The sequence below is a fragment of the Agrobacterium sp. NPDC090283 genome (assembly GCF_044769685.1).
Lineage (GTDB): Bacteria > Pseudomonadota > Alphaproteobacteria > Rhizobiales > Rhizobiaceae > Agrobacterium.
The window spans coordinates 61,150-78,475 of the sequence record NZ_JBIVYG010000016.1; the positions used below are offsets into that span (position 1 = coordinate 61,150).

At 59.9% G+C, this 17,326-nt stretch carries 17 protein-coding genes; 10 read left to right on the forward strand and 7 right to left on the reverse strand.

What is annotated here, in order from left to right; genetic code table 11:
- Positions 1-46 precede the first annotated feature (46 nt).
- A complete protein-coding gene (locus ACIQUH_RS20850) occupies positions 47-433 on the forward strand; it encodes a MerR family DNA-binding transcriptional regulator (RefSeq protein WP_003524989.1) in 387 nt (128 codons plus the stop codon).
- Between the two features lie 286 nt (positions 434-719).
- Here ACIQUH_RS20850 and ACIQUH_RS20855 read toward each other — a convergent pair whose 3' ends face one another.
- Together ACIQUH_RS20855 and ACIQUH_RS20860 are read right to left on the reverse strand one after the other, a co-directional pair.
- Positions 720-1,685 carry a heparan-alpha-glucosaminide N-acetyltransferase gene (locus ACIQUH_RS20855; RefSeq protein ID WP_400818476.1) on the reverse strand — a complete coding sequence of 322 codons (966 nt, stop codon included), beginning with the start codon at positions 1,683-1,685 and terminating at the stop codon, positions 720-722.
- 90 nt (positions 1,686-1,775) lie between these two features.
- Positions 1,776-2,468 (reverse strand): DUF599 domain-containing protein, encoded by a 693-nt coding sequence (locus ACIQUH_RS20860; RefSeq protein WP_400818640.1) that lies wholly within the window; start codon positions 2,466-2,468, stop codon positions 1,776-1,778.
- A gap of 502 nt (positions 2,469-2,970) precedes the next feature.
- Between ACIQUH_RS20860 and cobU the strand changes: the two genes are divergently transcribed.
- Positions 2,971-3,492 carry a bifunctional adenosylcobinamide kinase/adenosylcobinamide-phosphate guanylyltransferase gene (gene cobU / locus ACIQUH_RS20865; RefSeq protein ID WP_400818478.1) on the forward strand — a complete coding sequence of 174 codons (522 nt, stop codon included), beginning with the start codon at positions 2,971-2,973 and terminating at the stop codon, positions 3,490-3,492.
- Positions 3,493-3,548: 56 nt separating this feature from the next.
- On the opposite strand, the gene ACIQUH_RS20870 is transcribed toward cobU, so the two are convergent.
- From ACIQUH_RS20870 to ACIQUH_RS20880, 3 genes are read right to left on the reverse strand one after another with little or no spacing between them, the layout of a single operon-like run.
- Positions 3,549-5,624, reverse strand: a complete 2,076-nt coding sequence (locus ACIQUH_RS20870) for a mechanosensitive ion channel family protein (protein ID WP_400818481.1) — start codon at positions 5,622-5,624, stop codon at positions 3,549-3,551.
- Positions 5,621-6,238, reverse strand: coding sequence for a ParB-like protein (locus ACIQUH_RS20875; RefSeq protein WP_400818484.1), 618 nt, complete (start codon positions 6,236-6,238; stop codon positions 5,621-5,623). The genes ACIQUH_RS20870 and ACIQUH_RS20875 overlap by 4 nt, the downstream gene beginning before the upstream one ends.
- Positions 6,235-7,848, reverse strand: a complete 1,614-nt coding sequence (locus tag ACIQUH_RS20880; RefSeq protein ID WP_400818486.1) for a SulP family inorganic anion transporter — start codon at positions 7,846-7,848, stop codon at positions 6,235-6,237. Before ACIQUH_RS20880 ends, ACIQUH_RS20875 begins: the two co-directional genes overlap by 4 nt.
- Positions 7,849-8,192: 344 nt before the next feature.
- Between ACIQUH_RS20880 and ccoN the strand changes: the two genes are divergently transcribed.
- The 4 genes from ccoN to ccoP are packed head-to-tail and all read left to right on the forward strand — an operon-like array spanning position 8,193 to position 11,589.
- Entirely contained in the window at positions 8,193-9,815 is a 1,623-nt protein-coding gene (gene ccoN, locus ACIQUH_RS20885; RefSeq protein WP_052818410.1) for a cytochrome-c oxidase, cbb3-type subunit I, read from the forward strand.
- Between the two features lie 10 nt (positions 9,816-9,825).
- Complete coding sequence (ccoO, locus tag ACIQUH_RS20890; protein WP_003495954.1) at positions 9,826-10,557, forward strand: cytochrome-c oxidase, cbb3-type subunit II; 732 nt, start codon at positions 9,826-9,828, stop codon at positions 10,555-10,557.
- Between the two features lie 12 nt (positions 10,558-10,569).
- The gene (locus tag ACIQUH_RS20895) at positions 10,570-10,722 is read left to right on the forward strand and encodes a CcoQ/FixQ family Cbb3-type cytochrome c oxidase assembly chaperone (protein ID WP_003525003.1); all 153 of its coding nucleotides are present in this window, start codon (positions 10,570-10,572) and stop codon (positions 10,720-10,722) included.
- Between the two features lie 3 nt (positions 10,723-10,725).
- Complete coding sequence (ccoP, locus tag ACIQUH_RS20900) at positions 10,726-11,589, forward strand: cytochrome-c oxidase, cbb3-type subunit III (RefSeq protein ID WP_400818491.1); 864 nt, start codon at positions 10,726-10,728, stop codon at positions 11,587-11,589.
- A 186-nt stretch (positions 11,590-11,775) separates the two neighbouring features.
- Here ccoP and ACIQUH_RS20905 read toward each other — a convergent pair whose 3' ends face one another.
- A complete protein-coding gene (locus tag ACIQUH_RS20905; protein WP_400818494.1) occupies positions 11,776-12,132 on the reverse strand; it encodes a VOC family protein in 357 nt (118 codons plus the stop codon).
- A gap of 11 nt (positions 12,133-12,143) precedes the next feature.
- Complete coding sequence (locus ACIQUH_RS20910; RefSeq protein ID WP_137003544.1) at positions 12,144-12,548, reverse strand: SRPBCC family protein; 405 nt, start codon at positions 12,546-12,548, stop codon at positions 12,144-12,146.
- A gap of 119 nt (positions 12,549-12,667) precedes the next feature.
- Between ACIQUH_RS20910 and ccoG the strand changes: the two genes are divergently transcribed.
- From ccoG to ccoS, 4 genes are read left to right on the forward strand one after another with little or no spacing between them, the layout of a single operon-like run.
- Positions 12,668-14,251 carry a cytochrome c oxidase accessory protein CcoG gene (ccoG, locus tag ACIQUH_RS20915; protein ID WP_400818497.1) on the forward strand — a complete coding sequence of 528 codons (1,584 nt, stop codon included), beginning with the start codon at positions 12,668-12,670 and terminating at the stop codon, positions 14,249-14,251.
- The gene (locus ACIQUH_RS20920) at positions 14,248-14,748 is read left to right on the forward strand and encodes a FixH family protein (protein ID WP_400818499.1); all 501 of its coding nucleotides are present in this window, start codon (positions 14,248-14,250) and stop codon (positions 14,746-14,748) included. The genes ccoG and ACIQUH_RS20920 overlap by 4 nt, the downstream gene beginning before the upstream one ends.
- Positions 14,745-17,036, forward strand: a complete 2,292-nt coding sequence (locus ACIQUH_RS20925; RefSeq protein ID WP_400818501.1) for a cation-translocating P-type ATPase — start codon at positions 14,745-14,747, stop codon at positions 17,034-17,036. Before ACIQUH_RS20920 ends, ACIQUH_RS20925 begins: the two co-directional genes overlap by 4 nt.
- Positions 17,033-17,191: a cbb3-type cytochrome oxidase assembly protein CcoS gene (gene ccoS / locus ACIQUH_RS20930; RefSeq protein WP_035223387.1), complete on the forward strand. Its 159-nt coding sequence runs from the start codon at positions 17,033-17,035 to the stop codon at positions 17,189-17,191. Before ACIQUH_RS20925 ends, ccoS begins: the two co-directional genes overlap by 4 nt.
- Positions 17,192-17,326 lie beyond the last annotated feature (135 nt).

The window sequence follows — 17,326 nt, forward strand, 5'->3', positions numbered from 1 at the left end:
ACGTGAAGGTCAAATAATATCATCCGACTATGAATCGGATAGGCCCTTGGACAAGTATTATAGCATAACCGAACTGACACGCGAATTCGGTGTTTCCACCCGTACCTTGAGATTTTACGAGGACGAGGGGCTGATTCACCCTGAGCGTCGCGGGCGCACACGGCTTTTCAGGGCTGCGGACCGCCGCCTCATTCAGGAAATCCTGCGTGGCCGTCGTATCGGTTTCACGATTTCCGAAATTCGCGAAATCATTCACGTCTACAAGGAACCGCCGGGCGAATCGGGGCAATTGGTGCTTCTGATGAAGAAGGTCGATGAAAAGCGCGCCGAGCTTCGGCAAAAACGCAAGGACATCGAAGAGACGCTGGCGGAACTCGACAATGTCGAAGAAGCCTGTCTGACCCGACTTGCCGAAATCGGCGTGGGGACTTGAAAGCAGCTCGTGCTGCTTGGTTCTTCAGTGATTTAACGCCGAAAACAGGCCTCAAGCCTTCTATTTTTACCGCATTCCTTTGAGGGACGATCGCCAGAGTGTGATTGGCCACGTTGGAGCGAGTACGCGCCGCCTGTCGCCTTCTCCCCGCCGGGGAGAAGGTCGCGGCAGCGGGATGAGGGGGCTAGCTATCCGAAATACGGTGAGGGTGCCCCCCTCATCCGACCCTTCGGGCCACCTTCTCCCCCTCGGGGAGAAGAAACAAGCGGCAAACCCTGACGTCTCTCTACTGCGCCTCAACCGTGCACTGCTGCGCCACCTCGCTGACCTTCGTCTGCTGATCGGCGCTGAGCTTGCCCTCCATCATCGTATCGAACAGGTTTTCCGCCTGCAGCTTTTCCAGCGTGCAGCCGCAGAAACGCTGGCACAGTTCCAGCCCGTTCGCCTGCTCGACGCAGCTTTTTTCGCAGCTCGATTTGTAAAGCTCGACCTGATCGACCGGCGGAGGCGGGGCGAGGAGCGACAGGGTGTAAACGAGGCCAATCAGCACCGGCTGGTGGATGAGGTAAAAGGCAAGGCTGTGACGCCCGGCGCTGGCGATGATATTGCGGGGTGAGCTTGGACTGCGAAAACGGTCGAGCCAGCCGCGCGGCGTAACGAATTGCGAGACCGCAAGTCCGGCGAGGAAGGGCGCAAGCCAGGGCAGCAGCGGCACATAATCGTTCGAGCGGGGCGGCAGGGTGGAAAACCCGATCCAGGCCAGCCATTTTGGGTTGAACAGTTCGGATTGGATATATTGCGGCAGGATGAAAGCGATCACCGCAAAAAGCAGCGTCAGGGGTGCGGGCGCACGCAGGAACAGCAGCCCGACAAGGCTTGCAGCGGCGATATTGTGCAATATGCCGAAGAAGATGAAACTATCAGGAAAGGCGAAATAGGTGGCGACGGTGATGAGCAGGGCAGACCCCGCCACCATCGCAAAACGCTTGCCGAAAGACGGCCAGTTCAGACCCTTGCCATGGGCCAGAAACAGGCTGAAGCCGGCAAGAAACAGGAACGAGCTGGCGATGCCGCGCGCATAGAGCTTCCAGAGACCCGTGGTTGCCGTGCCGGGTTCGAGATAGCCGAAATATTCCAGATTCCATGTGAAATGGTAGGACGCCATGGCGAGGAGGGCTATCCCTCTGAGCGTATCCAGCCCGCCGATGCGGCCTTTGCGGCGGTTTTCATTTGCGGCTGCGTCTGTGTCCATGTTTTCCGCTTTTCAGCTTTTCGAGGGGCCGGCATTCACTTGGATTCGCTTGAAATGAGGTGTGGGCTTGGCCCTTTAAGTGCGGCTATTTCAAGGCCGGTTTTCTTCCATGATGGCGCGGCGGGCCTCTGAAAAGAACTGGCGGCGCAACAGCGCCACGATGATGATGACGGTGCTGGCGATGAAGACATAGGGGCTGATGAACCAGCCGAGATAACCGATGGACAGGAAGATCGTCCGCAGGCCGTCATTGAAGTTCTTAGCAGCGATGATGTTCATCTTTATGACGTTTTCGGCCGCGCGCTCCGCCGCTTCGCGATCCGCACCGACATCGTGGACCATGGGGATGGCGCCGAACAGGATGGTGCAATAGTTGAACAGGCGATAGGACCAGCCGAATTTGAAGAAGGAATAACCGAACAGGCAGGTCAACCCGATGACCTTCAGTTCGAAGGCGGTGCGCCCGGCATAATGCACGAAGGGCATGTCGCGAAACACCGATTCGACCTGTTCGGTGGCGCCCAGAAGGGCGAAACAGCCGCCAATGGCGAAGATGGAAGTGGAGGCGAAAAAGGCCGTGCCGTTTTGCAGGCCGGCCATGATCTGCGTATCGATCATCTTCAGGTCGCGCTTCAGCGAATTCATGATCCAGTCGCGACGACGCTCGGCCATGGCCTGATTGAGGCTGGCGCGCGAAAACAACCGCGATCCCGTCGTGACGTGCGTATAGACAGCCCATAGCAGGATGAAAACGACGATCGAGATATAGTCCATGACGGTCATCACGGGCGGGCCACCTTGCTGTTTGCGAATCTTGGAAAGCATATTGATTTGAAGGCCATGGCAAGGCAATGGCGGCGGCTGCCCTCAGCCGATATTCTCCTTTGGAGTTGCGCTTTCATCATTCTGTTTTTCGCTAACTTTCCGGTAACCAAGTCGCTTTATCAATCCTGTCGCGGACGAAAGGTCTGCCGGTTCCGGGTTCAGGTTTTGCGTACCGGTTCCGCCTGATTTTTCGCCGACGGTAACGGCCGATTGACAGACTGGCCGTTCGCACCTAGCCTTTCATCAGGACCGGTGTTGCCGGTATCCGGAGTTGCCACGGCTGATATGTCCCGCATCCTGCAGGCAGGTTTTGTCTCTCCGGCCCGGTATCAGCGGCAGTCCGGCATGAGCAACCGGGGGACGCCTTTTTCTACGAATCGTTCCCTTCATGTCCGCCTGTCTCTGGCTTGCGATATCGAAAAGATGCCGGTCCGCTTCATTCTCTTCTTTCAGGTTTCCGATGACAGATAAAAACCGCTCCGTTTTCATTCTTGGCGGTGCGCGCTCCGGCAAGTCGCGTTTTGCGGAGGAGCTTGCGGGAAAAGCCGGCGGACGCCTGCATTATCTCGCAACGGGCCGGGCATGGGATGACGAGATGCGGGACCGTATCAGCCATCATCAGGAACGACGCGGGGGAGAGTGGACCACCCATGAAGCGCCGGTCGATATTGCCGCCGTGCTGCAGCGGCTCGACGGCCCTGACAACGTCATCCTCATCGACTGCCTGACATTATGGCTCACCAATCTGATGATGGAGAATGCCGATATGGAGACCGCCTTCGCGGGTTTGGAGGCGGCAATCGCATCGACGCGTGCAAAGATGATCCTCGTCTCGAACGAGGTCGGTCTCGGCATCGTGCCGGAAAACCGCATGGCGCGCGAATTCCGCGATCACGCCGGCCGACTGCACCAGCGCATCGCGGCCATTGCCGGCGAGGTCTATTTCGTCGCCGCCGGTCTGCCGCTGAAGATGAAGGGCTGAAACGGGAGCCTGCCGGCTGAGCGAGCCTGAAACGTTCGCGGCGGCCTGTTGCCACGCTATGGTCTGAGATTGTCGGTCATTTCCGATGGCGGTTCCTCGGGCGGTTGTGGACCCGACTTTGGTTTTCCGGGAGAGGTGCCGCTCATCGTCGCGAATTCTATCCCGTTCTTCTCAAAGGCATCCTTCAGCATTGAATAGGCTTTTCGGCGGATGATCGATTGTTGGCCGTTTGGTTTCACCATCATGCCGAAACCGAGCGTCATGCCGTATTCTCCGAACTGTTCGACACCCTTGAGCTTGACCGTCTCGATGAGCATCGGCCCGAATTCCGGATCATCCTTCAGTGCCTTGCCGATCTCGCGGGTAATCGATTTCACTTTGGCGAGGTCGGTGTCGAAGGCAACGGTCACGAGAAACTTGTCGATCGACCAGTCGCGGCTCATGTTTTCGACAGCGCCGAGCGATCCGAAGGGCACGGTATAGATCGGCCCGCGATGGTGACGCAGTTTCACCGAGCGAATGCTGAAGGACTCCACGGTTCCCTTGTATGAACCGCTCTGAATATATTCACCCACCCGGAAAGCGTCGTCGATCATGTAGAACACGCCGCTGATGATGTCCTTCACCAGCGTCTGCGAACCGAAACCGATGGCGATCCCGAAAATCCCGGCGGAGGCGAGCAGGGGGCCTATGTTGACCCCAAGTTCGGACAGAACCGTCATGACGCTGACGGCGCCGATCAGGATTCCCAGCATGTTGCGCAGGATCGGCAGGATTGTCTGCAATCGGTCGTCCGAGGCGGGCACGCCATGCTCGCTTGTCGCTGGTGCATTCATCTCCAGCCGCCGCGCAATCACGGTCTTGATCGCCACCCAGAAGATATCCGCAAAGAGCAGGACCAGAATACCATGCAAGAGGCCTGTAAACATCGCGCTCACGGTTGATCCGCCCGGAAGCGCGCCCGGATGGTTCCTGATGAGGAACAGGAGCCATATGACGGCGGCGCCCAGCACCAGCAGCCGGACACTGCGTTGCGCCAGAACCGGGCGGAAATCCGTCTCGGAATAACCGCCCATTGCTGTCGCGGTTTTTCGCGCCGCTATTCCCAGCGTGCCGACAGCACCGGGAAGAACCAGCGCAAAAAATCCCAACCAGAAAAATACGCCGGCACCCGCGATCCAGACGGCAAACAGAATGAACAGGTAAAAGGTGAAGGCCACATCCAGCGACCGCCGGCGTTCGGTATTCGCGTCCGCCTGCGGCTGACGCCAGATAAAATAGACGCCAAGGGCAAAGAGTGCCGCGATCATCGCATAGGAGATCAGTTTGACCGCGGCAGCCGTCACCCCGAGGCTGACAAGCATGCGCAGCACGGCCCAGCACATCATCGCAACAGCCAGAAGATCGAAAGAGCGCGTGAGCCAGAATTGGCGGCGTGAATTCAGACCGTCACTGATGACGCGTTTCAACAGGTCGATGACCGCTTTCACGAGCGGAAGGCCGATGCTGACCGCGAGCCAGGGAAGCAGAACCGCGCTCAAGAGCGGCGGCCATGGGATGGTGAAGAACATGATCGCCGCCGAAAGGCCATATCCCACCACCGGCAGCAGGCGTCTCGAGGCGGTCGCCAGGGCAAATTCGGCGACATTGCCGGGCAGGGCACGCGCGGTGCGGGCGGCGGTTATCCGGTAGGTCGCGATCCCGGCCGCGATGCCCACTCCGAAAAGCAGCGCGACATGGGCGAGGAAACGGAGAAGGCCATAAGCCTCGATTTCGTTGACGAGCGTTGTTCCCGCCTTAGACAATTCCCCGGGAATAGCCGGGGCATCACCGGCGAGCCGTGCCAGATGTTCGCGCCGCTTGCTTGCCCATTGGTCGAGTACGCTCATGTTGCCGTCATCAGGGGCGGCCACGTCAGACGTATCGGACAGCCGTTGCGCCAGCAGGCTGCGAACATCGTCCTGCCCCATGAGGTTGAGGAGCTCATCGACTTTCTGTTCCGTGGTCAGATTTGCTGGATTTGCGGGCGTCGAGGTCTGGGCGAAGACGGCGGAGCAAGAAAACAGGCACAGGGCCAGCCAGAGAGCCAGCAGGCGGGCGCAGAACCTCAAAAGGCAACGTAAAACATTCATTCCTCGACCCCACACCAGCCTGGAAGATGCCGCGCCTCCCGTGATTTCGCCAGTTTCATCGCTTCGGCCAGCGCTTCGTCAAAGGAGTCGCTGAGGAGATCACGATCGATTCGACGTCTTAGAAAATCGGCCCAGCCGAATTCGGAGAAGGGAATAACGACTTTCGCGTAACCGCCAGCCATGCGCAGGGCTCCGGCGAGCGATCTGAAGGGATCATCCTCGAGATCGTGTATGTTTTTCGGGATGTCGCCGGTTTGCCGCCGCAGACCCTGGGCGTCGAAAGGATAGATCATGTTGCGATGGTCCATCACTGACCAGAACTCATCCTTGCCAAGGTGGGAAAACTTGGCGACCACGCTTGTCAGCACATGTTCCACGCCCTCCTTGGAGAGAGCGAGAACGAGGTGATGGTGGTCGATGAGATAAATCCTGTCCTTGGGACCGGCCACGACCGGAACGATGTGGCTCCCCAGGAACCCGTCTCCGTCTTTTTTCCTGGTTTCACGCCACTCCTTTCTTTTCAGCTCCACCTCGCGGAAGCCGACGGCGATCTGCGTCGGTCGTAGCTTGTCGATGGCGATACGAGACAGACGTGGCTCATAAATGTGGGTCATTTCTTCTCCTTGAGATCGTCCATCGCGGCAACGGCATCGTCAACGCTGTAGTTTGCCCGACGCAAAAGATCGTCTCCGCCACCGGCGGCGACAACATCGCGCACCGCATCGTGCATTCGCGCATAGCGAATTCCGATATTGCGCCCGCGCAGGCTGGCGTCGAATTCCAGCAGGACATCGAGAGCCGTCGTATCGAGTTCGAATGTTTCTTCGAGGCTGATGATGACGGCCTTTGTGTCTGGTCTCGCGAGGATGCGGCGGGTGATCTCCGCGAATGTCGGCTCGGCATTTCCAAAAAACAGCGGCTGTGCCGGGCGCAGGAGGAGCATGCCGGCAGGCGTTGCGGCATCGGGATGCCGCTTCACGTCAACGAAGTCGTGGGTCGCCCCGAGGCGGCCGAGCATCACGATGCGCGGGGACGAAAGCCGCTGCAGGAACACGGCGAAAGACAGCGCGATTGCCGCCAGCATCCCGTTCAGCACGCCGAGGAAAAGCACGCCGGCGGTTGCCGCCAGGGCAAGCACGAGGTCCTGTCGCAGCCGCCACAGCCTGAAAAACGGAGATGGATCCAGTGCATGAAGCAAGGCCACGATGATGATGGCGGAAAGGGCGGCATGCGGGATATAGGCAAACCAGTCGGCCGCCGCAAAAGTGAAGCCGGCGAGTCCGATTGCCGCGATTGCCGAGGCCATTCTCGTGCGCGGATTGGCCGCTTCGCTTGCGGCACCGGCGGAAAACCCAGCTCCGACAGGCATTCCCTGCAGTGCCGCACTCGCGACATTCGCAATACCAAGCGTTTTCAGTTCACGATTGGCATCCACATTTTCCCCGTGGCGCAATGACAGGCCGCGTATCGTTCCCCAGGATTCGGCAAACAGGATCAGCACCAGAGGCGGGGCGAAACGCGCCACATGCGCCAGTTCGTCTAGGGAGATCGCGGTGAAATTTCCCCAGATACCGGACAGATCGATTGTGCCGACAACATCGACACCGCGTTGCTGCAAATCGAACAGGACCGAGATGGGGATTGCCAGCGCAATGATGATGAGGCTTCCCGGAAGCTGCGGATACCGTCTTGCGAAAAGCAGCAGGACAAGGGCGCCGATGCCGATCGACAGGCTGAAACCGTTCCATTCGCCGGGATGGGTCAGGATCTGCCAGATCGCCTCGAATGTGCCGGCCCCCGCTTCCGGCACACCGAAGATCGCGGGAAACTGTTTGAGCGAAATGAGAATTGCCAGTCCGAAGGCGAAGCCGCGCAGCACGGGCCTCGAAATGACGCTCGACAGGGCGCCCAGCCGCAACGTGCCGGCGGCAAGGAACAGCAGCCCGACAAGAAACACCGCGACCGCGACCAGCAGCATTTTCTGCCCGGGCTGAGGCACGAGCGCGGTCAGCATGGCCGCAAGGATCGCGGCGGATGACGAGGTGGGCGAGATGATGGCGAAACGGCTCTGGCCAAGAAGGGCATAAACAAGACAGCCTGCCATGGCGGCGTATAATGCATGCTGGGGCGGAACACCGGCGATGCCGGAATAAGCGATCGCCTCCGGTAACATCAGCCCGGCGACGGAAAGCCCTGCGAGAATATCCCGCCCCTTGTTACCCATGCCGCACCGTGATCCTCACCAGAGTTCTCGCGCCAAACACGACAATATCAGGATTAGCGTGAAGTCTCGATGGAAATCCAGTGGCTTGGCAGTGGGGATCGATGGATTTCAAACATGACCGAAACCGCCGCGACAAGGCCCGGTGTTTTGTTCTTCCGCAATTCCTTTCACGAAGCCCAACCCTGTTTTACCGGGGCTGCGACAGCTTTGCTTTCTTGATCTGGATCAAGGTGGCGTTGCTCTGCCGGTGGCAATGCTCCAACCGACGCAAAGGCGCGTTTCCGCTCTCCCAGGCGCACAACCTGCCTTTCGTCGGTCGGCTTGCACGTTGGGGGAAACCAACAATGAATTACACGTTAGAAACCGCGATCGTGGCCCTTGGGGCCTTTCTCGCGTTGCTCGGGGCAGCCTTTGCCCATGACAGTCTTTTCGCCGCCCATATGTGGGTGCTGTTCTTTACACTGCTGGTCAGCACGGTGCTTCTGTTGCGCCGTGTCTCCTTCGCGCCTGTCGATCCGGCCGCGCTCGCCCGCCGCAAGTCGGAATATTTCGACGAGGTGGTGAAATACGGCGTCATCGCCACCGTGTTCTGGGGTGTCGTCGGTTTTCTGGTCGGGGTCGTGGTGGCGCTTCAGCTTGCCTTTCCCGATCTCAACATCGCACCTTATTTCAATTTCGGCCGCATGCGGCCGCTGCACACATCGGCGGTGATCTTCGCTTTCGGCGGAAATGCGCTGATCGCCACGTCCTTTTATGTGGTGCAGAGAACCTGTCGGGCGCGCCTGTTCGGCGGCAATCTCGGCTGGTTCGTCTTCTGGGGCTACAACCTCTTCATCATCATGGCCGCCACCGGTTACCTGCTCGGCATCACCCAGGGCCGCGAATATGCGGAGCCGGAATGGTATGTCGATATCTGGCTGACCATCGTCTGGGTCGCCTATCTCGTGACCTTCCTCGGCACGATCTTCATGCGCAAGGAGCCACATATTTATGTGGCGAACTGGTTCTATCTCGGCTTCATCGTCACCATCGCCATGTTGCACATCGTCAATAATCTGGCGGTGCCCGTGTCGTTTCTGGGCGTCAAGAGCTATTCGGCGTTCTCCGGCGTGCAGGATGCGCTGACGCAATGGTGGTACGGCCATAACGCCGTCGGCTTTTTCCTGACCGCCGGCTTCCTCGGTATGATGTATTATTTCATTCCGAAGCAGGTGAACCGCCCGGTCTATTCCTACCGCCTGTCGATCATCCACTTCTGGGCGCTGATCTTCATGTATATCTGGGCCGGTCCGCACCATCTGCACTATACCGCGCTGCCCGACTGGGCGCAGACGCTCGGCATGGTGTTCTCGGTGATGCTGTGGATGCCCTCGTGGGGCGGCATGATCAACGGCCTGATGACGCTTTCGGGCGCATGGGACAAGATCCGCACCGATCCCGTCGTGCGCATGATGGTGATGGCGGTGGCCTTCTACGGCATGGCGACTTTTGAAGGTCCGATGATGTCGATCAAGGCCGTCAACTCGCTCAGCCACTATACCGACTGGACCATCGGCCACGTTCATTCCGGCGCGCTTGGCTGGAACGGCATGATCACCTTCGGCGCGATCTATTACCTGACGCCGAAACTGTGGGGCAGGGACCGTCTCTACAGCCTGCAACTGGTCAACTGGCACTTCTGGCTCGCAACGCTCGGCATCGTCGTTTACGCCGCCGTCATGTGGGTGGCCGGCATCCAGCAGGCTCTGATGTGGCGCGAATATGATAGCCAGGGCTTCCTCGTCTATTCCTTCGCGGAATCGGTCGCAGCACTGTTCCCCTATTACGTGATGCGTGCACTGGGCGGGCTGATGTTCCTCAGCGGCGCGCTGATCATGGCCTACAACGTCACGATGACCATCCTCGGTCATCAACGCGAGGAGGGCGCCCGCAAGGACGCGGCTCCTTCGCTGCAGCCTGCTGAATAAGGAGAGGCCGATGTCCATACTTGACAAACACGGCGTCATCGAACGCAACGCCACGCTGCTTCTGGTCGGCTCGCTGCTGGTCGTCTCCATCGGCGGTATCGTGGAAATCGCACCGCTCTTTTATCTCGAAAACACCATCGAGAAGGTGGAGGGCATGCGACCCTACACGCCGCTGGAACTGGCCGGGCGCAACATCTACATCCGCGAGGGGTGTTATGTCTGCCACAGCCAGATGATCCGTCCATTCCGCGACGAGGTGGAGCGTTACGGACATTACAGCCTTGCGGCGGAATCCATGTATGACCATCCGTTCCAGTGGGGTTCCAAGCGCACGGGGCCGGACCTCGCGCGCGTCGGCGATCGTTATTCGAACGAATGGCACGTGCAGCATCTGGCCGATCCGCGCTCCGTGGTGCCGGAATCGATCATGCCATCATACGCCTTCCTCAAGACGACACCGCTGAAGATCACCGATATCTCGATGGAGCTTAAGGCCAACCGCGCCGTCGGTGTGCCCTATAGCGACGAGATGATCGAGAAGTCCGCAGCCGATCTGGCCGCCCAGGCGGACCCGAATGCGGATTCGTCGGAACTTCTGGCGCGTTACCCGAAGGCGAAGGTCGGCGATTTCGACGGCGATCCGGCCAAGCTTACCGAAATGGATGCTCTGGTCGCCTATCTGCAGATGCTCGGCACGCTGGTCGATTTCTCGACCTATGACGATGCCGCCGGATACCGGTGAGGAGGCGAAACGATGGAAACCTATACGGCCATGCGCCACTTCGCCGACAGCTGGGGCCTGCTTGCCATGACCCTGTTCTTCGCCGGCGTCGTCGTTTTCACCCTTCGCCCCGGCTCCAGACAAGCCGCGGACGATGCCGCCAGCATTCCGCTCAAGGAGGACTAGGATATGTCCGAAAAACACATTGATGACATCAGCGGCGTCGAAACCACCGGCCACGAATGGGACGGTATCCGCGAGCTGAACAATCCCATGCCGCGCTGGTGGGTCTGGACCTTTTATTTCACGATCCTCTGGGCCATCGGTTATACCATCGCCTATCCGGCTTACCCGCTGATATCGGGCGCAACAAAAGGGCTGCTCGGCTGGAGCAGCCGCGGCGAAATCGCCACCGAAATCGCCGATGCGAAACAGGCGCAGAGCGTTTATGTCGACAGGATCGCCAATTCCTCGCTTGCCGAAATCCAGGCGGACCCGACCCTGATGCAGTTCGCCCTTTCCGGCGGTGCAGCCGCTTTCAAGGTCAATTGCATTCAGTGTCACGGTTCGGGCGCGGAAGGCGGGCAGGGTTATCCCAACCTCAATGACGATGACTGGATGTGGGGCGGCAGTGCCGACGATATCTACACGACGGTGAAGCACGGCATCCGTTTTGCCGATGATCCTGATACGCGCGCTTCGGAAATGCCGGCCTTCGGCGACATCCTCCAGTCGAACGAAATCCGCGAGGTCGCGGCCTATGTCGTCAGCCTTACCGGCACGCCTTCCAACCCGGCGCTGGTGGAACCCGGCAAGCAGCTCTTTGCCGACAATTGCGCCTCGTGCCACGGGGAAGACGCCAAGGGTAATCGCGAATTCGGCGCGCCCAATCTGGCCGATGCGATCTGGCTGAAGTCGCATGGGGAGGAAGGCATCGTCTCGCAGATCCGTTCGCCCAAGCACGGCGTCATGCCCGCCTGGGGTGAGCGTCTCGGTGACACGACCGTCAAGCAGCTGGCGATCTTCGTGCATTCGCTTGGTGGGGGCGAGTAAGCTTTCCGGCAGAAAAGGAAAGGGCCGCGTGATGCGGCCCTCACGGTGATGACGCGTCCCTCCCAGATTCGACGTTATCCTCGGGCTTGACCCGAGGATCCATGGTGCCACCAGCGGTGGATCCTCGGGTCAAGCCCGAGGATGACGGGGGAGAGATTCAGGAGACGGGCCGCGATGCGGCCTTTTTTATTTGTCCGACCAAACGGCCAGTTCGTATCCATCCGGATCGGTGAAATGGAAACGTCGGCCGCCGGGAAAGCCGAAGATCGCAACGCTGATCTGTCCGCCGGCGGCTTCGACACGCCGCTGCACATCCTCGATATCGGCGGCGTAGAGAATGACGAGCGGTCCGCCCCTGGCCGAAACCGGCGCGGTGGTGGTGAAACCGCCGGTCAGCCGGCCATCGGAAAATTCGCAATATTGCGGACCGTAATCCTTGAAGGTCCAGCCGAATGCGCCGCCGTAAAATTCCTTGCTGCGTTCGATGTCGGCGACGTTGAATTCGACATAGTCGATGCGCCGGTCATTGGCATTTTCTGTCATCATTTACTCCATCAATCCGCTTCAAGCAGGGATTTCAGCGTTTCGAGATCGGCCGTGATCGCGCTCGCGTCCTGCTCGAACTCCTCGTCCGTCATGCCGTCAAGCCGAAGCAGCGTGAAGCTCACTTCCGCGCCGCTGCCATTCGGCGTTACCCGAAGCGCGTTATAGACCTTCAGGCCGTCCGGCAATGTGACGACGTGATCTATGACGCCGAATTCGTTGGCGGGCGCAAAATTCACCCGCACCTCGCCAAGCGGCCCGCCATCGGCAATCCAGTCGTTGCCATCCGGCTTCAGCCCGCCGCCCAGACCTGCCGCCCAGCGCGGCATGTTCTGCGGGTCGGAGGCGAAACCATAGACCTGTGCCCACGGCTTTTCGACTGACAGGTGAATGATTCTCGACTGCATGACAGGCATCTCGTCCTCCCTCTGCGGCGCGGTCCCTCCCTGCGCCACTTTGTCGTCACTTGATGTAAGTCAAGGATGTTTCCCTGCTGAGATGGGAGAAAGCAAGGAGATAAAAATGGACTCCTATCATGAACATCTATCGCGCCGGACAGGATCGCCTGCAACAGCCCGTCGAAAGGCTGGAGGCGGAAGCCGTCAATTCCGCAAAAACGCGCAAACCGCTTTACGAAGCGCGCAAGAAGATTTTTCCGAAGCGCGCCGAAGGCAGGTTCCGGCGGTTCAAATGGCTGGTGATGCTGGTCACGCTCGGCATTTATTATCTGACGCCGTTCCTGCGCTGGGACCGCGGTCCCTATGCGCCGGATCAGGCGGTGCTGATCGATATCGCCAACCGGCGCTTTTATTTCTTCTTCATCGAAATCTGGCCGCAGGAGTTCTTTTTTGTTGCCGGCCTGCTGGTCATGGCGGGGCTGGGGCTGTTTCTCGTCACATCAGCCGTCGGGCGTGCATGGTGCGGTTACACCTGTCCGCAGACCGTCTGGGTCGACCTGTTTCTGGTGGTCGAACGGGCGATCGAGGGCGACAGGAACGCCCGCATGAAACTGGACGCGGCGCCCTTCACATTTGGCAAATTGCGCAAGCGGGTGCTGAAACATGCGATCTGGCTGGTGATTGGCGTTCTGACCGGCGGCGCCTGGATTTTCTATTTCGCCGATGCGCCGACGCTGGCGATGCAGTTCATGACCGGGCAGGCGCCGATGATTGCCTACTCGACCGTCGCCACGCTGACCGCTACCACCTATGTCTTCGGCGGGCTGATGCGGGAACAGGTGTGCACCTACATGTGTCCCTGGCCGCGCATCCAGGCGGCGATGCTGGATGAGAATTCGCTTGTCGTCACCTATAATGACTGGCGCGGCGAACCGCGCTCGCGGCACGCCAAGAAGGCTGCGGCAGCTGGGGAGAGCATCGGCGACTGTGTCGATTGCAATGCCTGTGTCGCGGTCTGTCCCATGGGCATCGACATCAGGGACGGGCAGCAGCTGGAATGCATCACCTGCGCGCTCTGCATCGATGCCTGTGACGGGGTGATGGACAAGATCGGCAAGCCGCGCGGGCTGATCGCCTATGCGACGCTGTCCGAATATCAGTCCAACATGGCGCTGGCGACCGGCAATGGCGAATACGCCATCCGCCCCACCAATGTGCGTGAGGAGGACGGCAGTTTCAGCAAGCGTGTCCGCCACTTCAACTGGCGCATCATCTTCCGGCCGCGCACGCTGCTTTATACCGCCATCTGGGCTGCTGTCGGCATCGGCATGCTGTTTGCGCTGGTGACGCGCGAGCGGCTGGCGCTCAATGTCCTGCACGACCGTAATCCGCAATATGTGCTGGAATCGAACGGGTCGATCCGTAACGGCTATACCGTGCGCATTCTCAACATGGTGCCGCAGCCGCGCGTGATGAGCCTGACGATAGAAGGCCTTCCGAATGCGGTGATGAAGATAAACGGCATGCCGGATACGGCCGCGCGCGCCTTCGAGGTGACGGTGGAGCCGGATGAGGCGACGACGCTGAAGGTCTTCGTCACCCTGCCGGGCAAGGATATCGCGCGGGCGGCGGAGAATTTCGAATTCATCGTCAGTGATACGGCCGGCCATGAAACGGCCCGCTACGATGCGGTCTTCAATGCTCCGGGAGTGAAAAAATGACAGTCAACAATCGCCAGACATCCGGCTTCGTTTTCACCGGCTGGCACATGCTCGGCGTCATGGTGCTGTTCTTCGGCACCATCATCACCGTCAACATGATCATGGCCTGGAATGCGGTCCACAGCTGGAGCGGGCTCGTCGTGCCCAACACCTATGTTGCCAGCCAGCAGTTCAATGCCAAGGCGGAAGCCGCCAAGGCACGGGCTGCAACCGGCATCAAGGGCAGGCTCGTGGTGGATGAGAAGACCGTGCGTTACGAGGTTTTCCATCCCGATAAAGGTCCGATCGATACGGATACGGTGACGGCGCATTTTCGTCGGCCTGTGGGTGAAAGCCAGAATTTCGACATGGAACTGGCCCCGGCCACCACCGGCGTCTTTACCGGCGCACATGACATGCTGCCGGGGCAATGGATCGTCGAGGTCACCGCCGTCAAGGACGGCCGGATCATCGTGCATGAGGGCACGCGGATTGCCGTTATCAGGGGACGTCAATGAGCTGCTGTGCACCGGGAACGGAAGGCTCGCTTCAACTCGGCGAGCCGGTCAATCCACCATCGTCGGAGGAATTGCTGCTGGCGAGCCGCGATCTGGGGCAGGGGCTGCGTCAGACCGATCTCAGCGTGCCGGATGTTTATTGCGGCGCCTGCATCACAACCATCGAGACTGCGCTTAACCGTTTGCCACAGGTGGAACGCGCGCGGGTGAACCTGTCATCCAAACGTGTGGCGGTTGTCTGGAGGGAAGAGGTCAATGGCGTCAGGACCGATCCCGCCGAGATTGCCCGTGCAATTCTGTCGACGGGATACCGCACTCATCTTTTCGCCAGCGGGCAGGATGCTTCCGACGCGTTGCGCTCGCAGCTGATCAGGGCGGTGGCGCTGTGCGGTTTTGCTTCAGCCAATATCATGCTTCTGTCCGTCTCCGTCTGGTCGGGGGCGGATGCGGCGACGCGCGACATGTTCCACTGGATTTCGGCGATGATCGCCGCGCCGGCGCTGATCTATGGCGGGCGTTTCTTCTATCAATCTGCCTGGAACGCGCTGAAACACGGCCGCACCAACATGGATGTGCCGATCGCGCTTGCCATCACGCTCTCTTATGCCGTTTCGCTGTGGGAAACGATCCATCACGGTGAACATGCCTGGTTCGACGCGACCGTATCGCTGCTGTTCTTCCTGCTGATCGGCCGCACGCTGGACCATATCATGCGCGACAAGGCGCGCTCGGCCATTGCCGGACTGGCCCGGCTGTCACCGCGCGGCGCGACCGTTATCGGGGAGGATGGAACGCGGGAATATCGCCAGCTTGCCGATGTTCAACCCGGAATGTCGATTGCGATTGCGGCAGGTGATCGTGTGGCGGTGGATGCCGTGGTCGTCTCCGGCAGCAGCGATCTCGACATGTCCATCGTCAATGGTGAAAGCGCGCCGCGTCGCGTTGCGGCAGGCGACAGCCTGCAGGCCGGCACGCTCAACCTCACCGGTTCGCTCACCGCTCGGGTGACCGCCTCGGCCAGGGACTCCTTCCTGTCGGAAGTGATCGGGTTGATGGAGGCGGCCGAAGGCGGGCGGGCGCGTTACCGCCGTATCGCCGACCGCGCCGCAAGCTATTATTCACCCGTGGTGCATCTTCTCGCGCTGGTTACATTCCTCGGCTGGGGCATTTTTGGCGGGGACTGGAAACAGGCGATGCTGATTGCCATTGCGGTTCTCATCATTACCTGCCCCTGTGCGCTGGGCCTTGCCGTTCCCGTCGTGCAGGTGGTGGCCGCTGGACGGCTCTTCCGGCACGGCATCATGGTCAAGGAAGGCTCGGCCATGGAGCGGCTGGCCGAAATCGACACCGTGCTGTTCGACAAGACCGGCACGCTGACCGTTGGTAAACCGAGACTGGTCGAGACAGGTGATGTGAAGCCGGCCACCATGGCAATTGCGGCGGGACTTGCCGCCCATTCGCGTCATCCTCTCTCGAAAGCCCTGCATGCCGCTTATAGCGGTGCCTTGCCGGCCTATGAGGTGGTGCGGGAAATTCCAGGCTCGGGTGTCGAGGCCGAGACGGAAGCCGGCATCTACCGGCTCGGTAATCGCCGTTTCGCCTGCCCGGATGAGGCACAGACCGACAATGGCGATGCGCGGTCGGAAGTGGTGCTGTCGCTCGATGGCCATCAACTGGCGAGCTTCGGTTTCGAGGATAATCCGCGCGCGGGTGCGGTTGCGGCTTTGCGTAGCCTGTCTGCGCGGGGCCTTGTGCAGGAAATCGTTTCGGGTGACCGGGCCGCCGCCGTCAGCGCCATGGCGCAGCGATTGGGGATCGGCAACTGGCGTGCGGACCTGTCGCCGAAGGACAAGGCGGCGCGCTGCGCCGAACTTGCCAGCGAGGGTCGCAGGGTGCTGATGGTGGGAGACGGTATCAACGATGCGCCGGCGCTCGCTGCTGCCCATGTTTCCATGGCGCCCGCCACCGCCGCCGATATTGGCCGTCAGGCCGCGGATTTCGTGTTCATGCAGGAGGATCTCGATGCCGTGCCTTTTGCGATCGAGACATCGCAGCGGGCCGGAAGGCTTATCCGGCAGAATTTCGCGCTTGCCATCGGCTATAATATCATCGCCGTGCCGATTGCGATTGCCGGTTATGCGACGCCGATGATCGCGGCCATTGCGATGTCGACATCTTCACTGATCGTCGTTGCCAATGCCTTGCGCCTCGCCGGTGCGGCGGAAACCACTCGTCCCCGGAGCGACGTAAAAACAGGATTTGCGGGCGAGGGGGCGCAACTGGCATGAACATGTTGATCTATCTCATTCCCGTCGCGCTGTTTCTGGGCGCGCTCGGGCTTTTCGCCTTCCTCTGGTCGGTTCGATCAGGGCAATATGACGATATGGACGGGGCTGCCTGGCGGGTAATCGATGATGGTGACGACCGGCCACGGCCCTCTTGAAGGGGACGCAAAAGATCAGTTTTGAACTGGCCTTGACCTGTCGCAAATATGCAAAGCTGACTTGCGTCATCAAAATTTAATCGTTTCAGTCCCGGCTAGCCTTGCCGTTTGTCCATTACAGTGCCACAACACGAC